This is a genomic window from Selenomonas sp. oral taxon 136, from assembly GCF_001554015.1.
Lineage (GTDB): Bacteria > Bacillota > Negativicutes > Selenomonadales > Selenomonadaceae > Centipeda > Centipeda felix.
Genome location: NZ_CP014239.1, coordinates 1,058,635 through 1,065,000 on the forward strand (window position 1 = coordinate 1,058,635; position 6,366 = coordinate 1,065,000).

The 6,366-nt window shown below is 56.4% G+C and carries 2 protein-coding genes, 13 tRNA genes, 2 rRNA genes and 1 pseudogene (1 of these 18 only partly in view); all 18 read right to left on the reverse strand.

What is annotated here, in order from left to right; genetic code table 11:
* Window positions 1-41 precede the first annotated feature (41 nt).
* Window positions 42-722 carry a trimeric intracellular cation channel family protein gene (locus AXE86_RS05110; RefSeq protein WP_442983644.1) on the reverse strand — a complete coding sequence of 227 codons (681 nt, stop codon included), beginning with the start codon at window positions 720-722 and terminating at the stop codon, window positions 42-44.
* Window positions 723-980: 258 nt separating this feature from the next.
* Window positions 981-2,270 carry a lipase family protein gene (locus AXE86_RS05115; protein WP_061945316.1) on the reverse strand — a complete coding sequence of 430 codons (1,290 nt, stop codon included), beginning with the start codon at window positions 2,268-2,270 and terminating at the stop codon, window positions 981-983.
* A 22-nt stretch (window positions 2,271-2,292) separates the two neighbouring features.
* A pseudogene (locus tag AXE86_RS13170) lies at window positions 2,293-2,415 on the reverse strand (secretion protein HlyD); the annotation flags it as partial.
* 166 nt (window positions 2,416-2,581) lie between these two features.
* Window positions 2,582-2,667: transfer RNA gene (locus AXE86_RS05120), tRNA-Leu, on the reverse strand.
* Between the two features lie 10 nt (window positions 2,668-2,677).
* Window positions 2,678-2,763: transfer RNA gene (locus AXE86_RS05125), tRNA-Leu, on the reverse strand.
* A gap of 72 nt (window positions 2,764-2,835) precedes the next feature.
* Window positions 2,836-2,921, reverse strand: a tRNA-Leu gene (locus AXE86_RS05130).
* Window positions 2,922-2,934: 13 nt separating this feature from the next.
* A tRNA-Leu gene (locus tag AXE86_RS05135) sits at window positions 2,935-3,021 on the reverse strand.
* A gap of 11 nt (window positions 3,022-3,032) precedes the next feature.
* Window positions 3,033-3,106 (reverse strand) — tRNA-Gly (locus AXE86_RS05140).
* A 1-nt stretch (window position 3,107) separates the two neighbouring features.
* A tRNA-Thr gene (locus AXE86_RS05145) sits at window positions 3,108-3,183 on the reverse strand.
* Window positions 3,184-3,235: 52 nt separating this feature from the next.
* A tRNA-Phe gene (locus AXE86_RS05150) sits at window positions 3,236-3,311 on the reverse strand.
* Window positions 3,312-3,347: 36 nt separating this feature from the next.
* Window positions 3,348-3,424, reverse strand: a tRNA-Asp gene (locus AXE86_RS05155).
* Between the two features lie 18 nt (window positions 3,425-3,442).
* Window positions 3,443-3,518: transfer RNA gene (locus AXE86_RS05160), tRNA-Val, on the reverse strand.
* Between the two features lie 6 nt (window positions 3,519-3,524).
* Window positions 3,525-3,600 (reverse strand) — tRNA-Lys (locus AXE86_RS05165).
* Between the two features lie 16 nt (window positions 3,601-3,616).
* A tRNA-Lys gene (locus AXE86_RS05170) sits at window positions 3,617-3,692 on the reverse strand.
* 39 nt (window positions 3,693-3,731) lie between these two features.
* A tRNA-Gln gene (locus tag AXE86_RS05175) sits at window positions 3,732-3,808 on the reverse strand.
* A gap of 68 nt (window positions 3,809-3,876) precedes the next feature.
* Window positions 3,877-3,952 (reverse strand) — tRNA-Asn (locus tag AXE86_RS05180).
* Window positions 3,953-3,957: 5 nt separating this feature from the next.
* A 5S ribosomal RNA gene (gene rrf / locus AXE86_RS05185) occupies window positions 3,958-4,074 on the reverse strand.
* A gap of 310 nt (window positions 4,075-4,384) precedes the next feature.
* A 23S ribosomal RNA gene (locus AXE86_RS05190) occupies window positions 4,385-6,366 on the reverse strand; it runs 953 nt beyond the window's last position.

Genomic DNA, 6,366 nt, shown 5'->3' on the forward strand with positions numbered 1-6,366 from the left:
GAATCCCCGCATATCGGAAATGTCCGGTATGCGGGGATTATTTATTCCAGCGATTCCTTCTCCTCATGGTGTCGCTTGGGCGGACGCGGATGATAGAGACTCCAGTTCCAGTGAATCGCAGCGAAACGGATGAGGAGGACGAGGAGGAAGGCGAGCCATGAGACGGTCTCGATGCCGAGAGTGCCGCCCAGAGCGCAGAACACAAATGCGCCAACGAGGGAGGCCGCTGCATAAACTTCAGCATAGAGGACGACGGGCATTCGCTTCGCGAGCACATCGCGGATCATCCCGCCGCCCACCGCCGTCGTCGCCGCGAGAAGGATGGGCAGGACATAGCTGTCCGCACCGCCGAATCGTACCCCCGTGAGCGCCCCCGTGATGGTAAAGGCGGCAAGGCCAATGGTGTCGGAGACGTTGAAGATCGTCAACAGTCGCCGACGCTGCATGTGATGCAGTTCTGTCCACTGATAGAGAAATGAAGTGGAGAGAGCAACGCCGACGGAGAGCAGAAAGTTCGTCGTGTCGCGCAGCGCCATCGGCGGGGTCAGCCCGACGAGGAGGTCGCGCACCATGCCGCCGCCCACCGCCGTCGCGAGAGCGAGAACGGAAATGCCGAAGATGTCCATGCGGCGCGACAGTCCGACCAGCGTGCCCGACACGGCGAAGGCGAGCGTCCCGATGATGTCAAAGAGACGCCAGAGATCGATTTCTCCCATGAGCATAGTTTCGTCCTTCCCTTTTGAAGCTTATTTTACTTGCGCCGCCTAGGACGTCTCCCCTGCTTTTTAGCTTCCCCCGCCGATGCGGGGGAAGTGCCGAACATAGTGAGGCGATAGGGCGCCTCTAGCTCATTCGACTCTCTCACGGAGAAAACCACGAATCGACCGAGGCGCCCCTTCCACCATGCTGCGCATGGTCCCCCTCCCCCGTGCCGCACGGGGGAGGCTTTCACCGTCCACGGTGTGACGATAGGAGCTCTCTCAATCCTGCGCAAACAGATAGAGAATAACCTCCATCGGCGTAAGCGCTCCCGTCGCCGCCGAGCGTGCCCCCGCCGCGAGGAGATTTCCATCGCGGTCATAGACACTGCGCTCAAGGGTCAGACGATAGGTCTCGTGCGCGTCACGGAGCTTTTCTCCCGAAATCCGATAGACCAGCATCTGCTCCGCCCCCACGGTACGTGCCGCCCTTGCCTGCGCCGTCACATCGAGTGGGCCAGACGTATCCGCGGGCGCAAACACCGTCGCCGCATTCCGTACGTACTGCGCATCACGCAGCACCGCACGCAGATAGGGCACATCCTCTGCGAGTGCGTCATCAACTTCCACCACAATCGGCGCGAGATAGACCGTATGCCCTGCCGTGCGGTTCTCCCGCCCCACGAGAAAGGTCAGCGCGCCGCTGCTGTCGTGCGTGTCATAGAGACGGCGCAGCGCCGCATCCACATAGACGGTCATCGTATGGGGAAATGCCGCCGTCGTCCGCGCGGGCTGCCAATCGATGCGCTCGCCGAAATGGTGAAAACCGAGTGGTGAGGGGAGCGCGTCCTTCACGGGATCACCGCGCATCACAACGCGGCGCAGGGTAAAGCGATCTTTATAGGTGCGGACAAAATCATCGTTTCCCACTGCAGGCGAGCCGAAGGTCGTCACGATAAGCTGATCGGGAGACACGCCAAGGTCAGAGAGACGCGCCGCCGCAAGAATGGCCGCCGCGCCGCCGAGGCTGTGTCCCGTGAGATAGAGCTTTTCCGAAGGATGCGCGCGCAGGTCGGCAGCAAGGTGCTCCCCTGCCGTCTGCCCATCCACTGCATCCGTAAAGAGCGCCGCCTGACAGTAGTCGAGGAACCCACGGTGGACCAGCGGCATCCCGCCGCGCTCCGCCTTTGGTGTATCACGCACGGTGAGAAACTCCGCCGGCGAGTGCCCGCCGAACGCCGCGCGTTTCATTCGCAGATCCGTCCAGACGTCACTGCCGCGCTCCGTCCCGGGAAAAGCGATAAGATGCAGCTCTGCTCCATCGGCATCACGGCGCACCATGTGAAAGAAACGCCCGACCGTTCCGCGGTGCCCCACGGTCTCAGCGCCGACGATCTCCCATCCCGCCGCCGTCAGCCGTGCACGCAAGAGCTCAGAGAGCTCCCCGCTGTAGGCCGCCTCGGACGCCGCCGCCTCGACAAAGAAGAGCGCAGGGAGATCAGGGGCGGCGGCGAAGGCACGCAGCGGAAATGCAAGCACGCAGAGGAGAATCAGGAAATGCAATACCTTCATCAGCACACCTCCCACACAATATAGGAAGCACCGATAAATTCAGCCCTGCCATCTTGGCGCATCCTTTTCGCCCTGCCATCGTCGACAAATCCTCCACATAGCGTTGGCTATGCGTCCGGTTTGTCTCCTTGACAGGACAAAAAATCTACACCAATCTGACAGACTTCATTTTATCAGCGATTCCTATATCTATCGCTATTATACCTGTTTTCCTTGAAAAATCATAGGAACGACAGATAAAACAACGTGTGAGCATACTTCATGACACAAAATAAAACCGCCGTGGTCGCCCACGACGGTAGATTTTCAGATGGTGCGGTTGATGGGACTTGAACCCATACGTCTTGTGAACACTACCCCCTCAAAGTAGCGCGTCTGCCAATTCCGCCACAACCGCGTATAAAATATGGTGCGGTCGAGAGGACTTGAACCTCCACGATGTTGCCATCACTAGCGCCTGAAGCTAGCGCGTCTGCCATTCCGCCACGACCGCATATTGAGTTGTCAAGGAATATCATCGAGCACAAGTAGCGCATCTGCGCCGCGCTGCCCGTAAGTCTCTAAATGGTGCGGTTGATGGGACTTGAACCCATACGTCTTGTGAACACTACCCCCTCAAAGTAGCGCGTCTGCCAATTCCGCCACAACCGCATAATATAAAAGTTGGTGCCGAGGACCGGAATCGAACCGGTACGATCTTTCGATCGGGGGATTTTAAGTCCCCTGCGTCTGCCTGTTCCGCCACCCCGGCGATAGGCAAAATGGAGCGGGTGATGGGAATCGAACCCACGTGACCAGCTTGGAAGGCTGGGGCTCTACCATTGAGCTACACCCGCATGGAGCTGGCGAGAGGACTTGAACCTCCAACCTGCTGATTACAAGTCAGCTGCTCTACCGATTGAGCTACGCCAGCAGCAAAGCACAAGCGGCGACTGCCGCAGACGCTGTCCCCAAGGGATAATAAGTGGTGCCTCAGAGCGGAATCGAACCACTGACACGGGGATTTTCAGTCCCCTGCTCTACCAACTGAGCTACCGAGGCATCGGATATATAACACAATAGCGTGTAATATGCAAATGGCGACCCGAAGGGGACTTGAACCCCTGACCTCCGCCGTGACAGGGCGGCATTCTAACCAACTAAACTACCGGGCCGTAAAAGGTAAGCACCTATGGTGGGCGATGACAGGATCGAACTGCCGACATCTTGCTTGTAAGGCAAGCGCTCTCCCAGCTGAGCTAATCGCCCATAAAATGGTGACCCACCACGGAATCGAACCGTGAACCTACTGATTAAGAGTCAGTTGCTCTGCCAGTTGAGCTAGTGAGTCATGATAAGTAAAGGAATGGTGGCTCACCCGGGACTCGAACCCGGGACCCTCTGATTAAAAGTCAGATGCTCTACCAACTGAGCTAGTGAACCTTTATCAGCGCCACGTAACCCGCCAAAAAAGGGTATATTTGGCTGGGGTAGTTGGATTCGAACCAACGGATGCGGGAGTCAAAGTCCCGTGCCTTAACCGACTTGGCGATACCCCAACTATCCACAGGCACACCGATCATGCGATCCGTATCCCCAAAGCGGCGACGCCGCTGTAAATACAAAATGGCTCCTCGAACTGGACTCGAACCAGTGACATTCTGATTAACAGTCAGACGCTCTACCGACTGAGCTATCGAGGAGTATGTTGCGGCAACTACCTACTCTCCCACGTCGTCTCCAACGAAGTACCCTCGGCCTGTGGACGCTTAACTGCTGTGTTCGGAATGGGAACAGGTGGTACCGTCCAGGCATCATCACCGCATTACTGACTTGTCCAAGAGCAAAGCCCGCAGGGCGCATGCGATTGGGTAACAAGTCGTATGGGAAAGTGTCCCAAGAGTCAAGTCCAAAGGACGCAGACGATTGGCTGACACTGACCGCTCTGAATGAGTCTTGCTCACTCAAAACTTCACAGAAGAAACGTCAGCAAATTGTTAGGCTATACCTTCTTAGAATAGCGGTCAACGTCTGCCAATCACACTTCGCTTCCGCTTGTGTTCTTGGGACGTTTTCGCATACGACCTGTTTCCCGTTCAGCTTCGCCTTTCAGGCTCACTTCTCGGACAGGTCAGTAAGTCAAGCCCTCGACCGATTAGTGCTGGTCAGCTCCACACATTGCTGTGCTTCCACATCCAGCCTATCTACCTCGTCTTCTTCAAGGGGTCTTACTTCCTTTTAGGAATGAGATACTTCATCTCGGGACGGGCTTCACGCTTAGATGCTTTCAGCGTTTATCCCTTCCGGACGCAGCTACCCGGCCGTGCCCTTGGCAGGACAACCGGTACACCGTTGGTCCGTCCACTCCGGTCCTCTCGTACTAGGAGCAGCCTCCCTCATGTATCTTGCGCCCGCGATGGATATGGACCGAACTGTCTCACGACGTTCTGAACCCAGCTCACGTACCACTTTAATGGGCGAACAGCCCAACCCTTGGGACCTGCTTCAGCCCCAGGATGTGATGAGCCGACATCGAGGTGCCAAACCTCCCCGTCGATATGGACTCTTGGGAGAGATTAGCCTGTTATCCCCAGGGTAGCTTTTATCCGTTGAGCGATGGCAATTCCACTCTCTTTCCACCGGATCACTAAGCCCTACTTTCGTACCTGCTCGACCCGTCAGTCTCGCAGTCAAGCTCCCTTCTGCCTTTATGCTCTTCGCGCGATTTCTGTCCGCGCTGAGGGAACCTTTGGACGCCTCCGTTGCTCTTTCGGAGGCGACCGCCCCAGTCAAACTGCCCGCCTGGTACTGTCCCGAACACGGTTAATGTTCCGGTTAGATCCTTAGCATATAAAGGCCGGTATCCCAACGGTGACTCCATCACATCTAGCGATATGATTTCCCAGTCTCCCGGCTATCCTGTACGTTATATGCCAAAGACCAATGCCAAGCTGCAGTAAAGCTCCATGGGGTCTTTCTGTCCAGTCGCGGGTAACCTGCATCTTCACAGGTATTTCAATTTCACCGGGTCCCTCGTTGAGACAGTGCCCAAATCGTTACGCCTTTCGTGCGGGTCGGAACTTACCCGACAAGGAATTTCGCTACCTTAGGACCGTTATAGTTACGGCCGCCGTTTACAGGGGCTTCAGTTCGCTGCTTCTCCTCAAGGGATAACAACTCTCCTTAACCTTCCTGCACCGGGCAGGCGTCAGCACCTATACTTCAGCTTGCGCTTTCGCAGGCACCTGTGTTTGTGGTAAACAGTCGCTTGGGCCTCTTTTCTGCCGCCGCCAACAGCTCCGGTGGTAAACACCTTCACCATCAACGGCCATCCTTTTCCCGAAGTTACGGATGCATTTTGCCGAGTTCCTTAACGAGGGTTTTCCCGCGCACCTTAGGATTCTCTCCCCGCCTACCTGTGTCGGTTTTGGTACGGGCGGACGTCTTCTCGTTAGAAGCTTTTCTTGGCAGTGTAGTGCAGCTGAATTCAGATTGACCGTAGTCTTTCCTATCTATCAGTTCTCGGCCTTATAGTATGGGGATTTGCCTCCATACCAGCCTACCGCCTTCGACGCGCTCTACCATTCGCGCGCTCAGCTTCCTTCCTGCGTCACTCCATCCTCAAACGAAGACGCCCGGTACTGGAATTTTCGCCAGTTGTCCATCGCCTATGCTTTTCGCCTCGGCTTAGGTCCCGACTTACCCCGGGACGACGAGCGTTGCCCGGGATTCCTTAGGCTTTCGGTGGACAGGATTCTCACCTGTCGTTTCGCTACTCATACCGGCATTCTCACTTCTTATCCGTCCAGCAGTCCTTCCGGTCTGCCTTCGTCCAGATAAGAACGCTCCCCTACCCAGTGTGTACCTTAGTACACCCTGCCGCGGCTTCGGTTCTGTGCTTGAGCCCCGGATATTTTCGGCGCAGGGCCTCTCGACCAGTGAGCTATTACGCACTCTTTTAATGGTGGCTGCTTCTGAGCCAACATCCTGGTTGTTTTCGAAGTCCTACATCCTTCTCCACTTAGCACAGCATTTGGGACCTTAGCCGGCGGTCTGGGCTGTTTCCCTCTTGAATACGGGTCTTATCACTCGCATTCTGACTCCCAGACTGCCCATA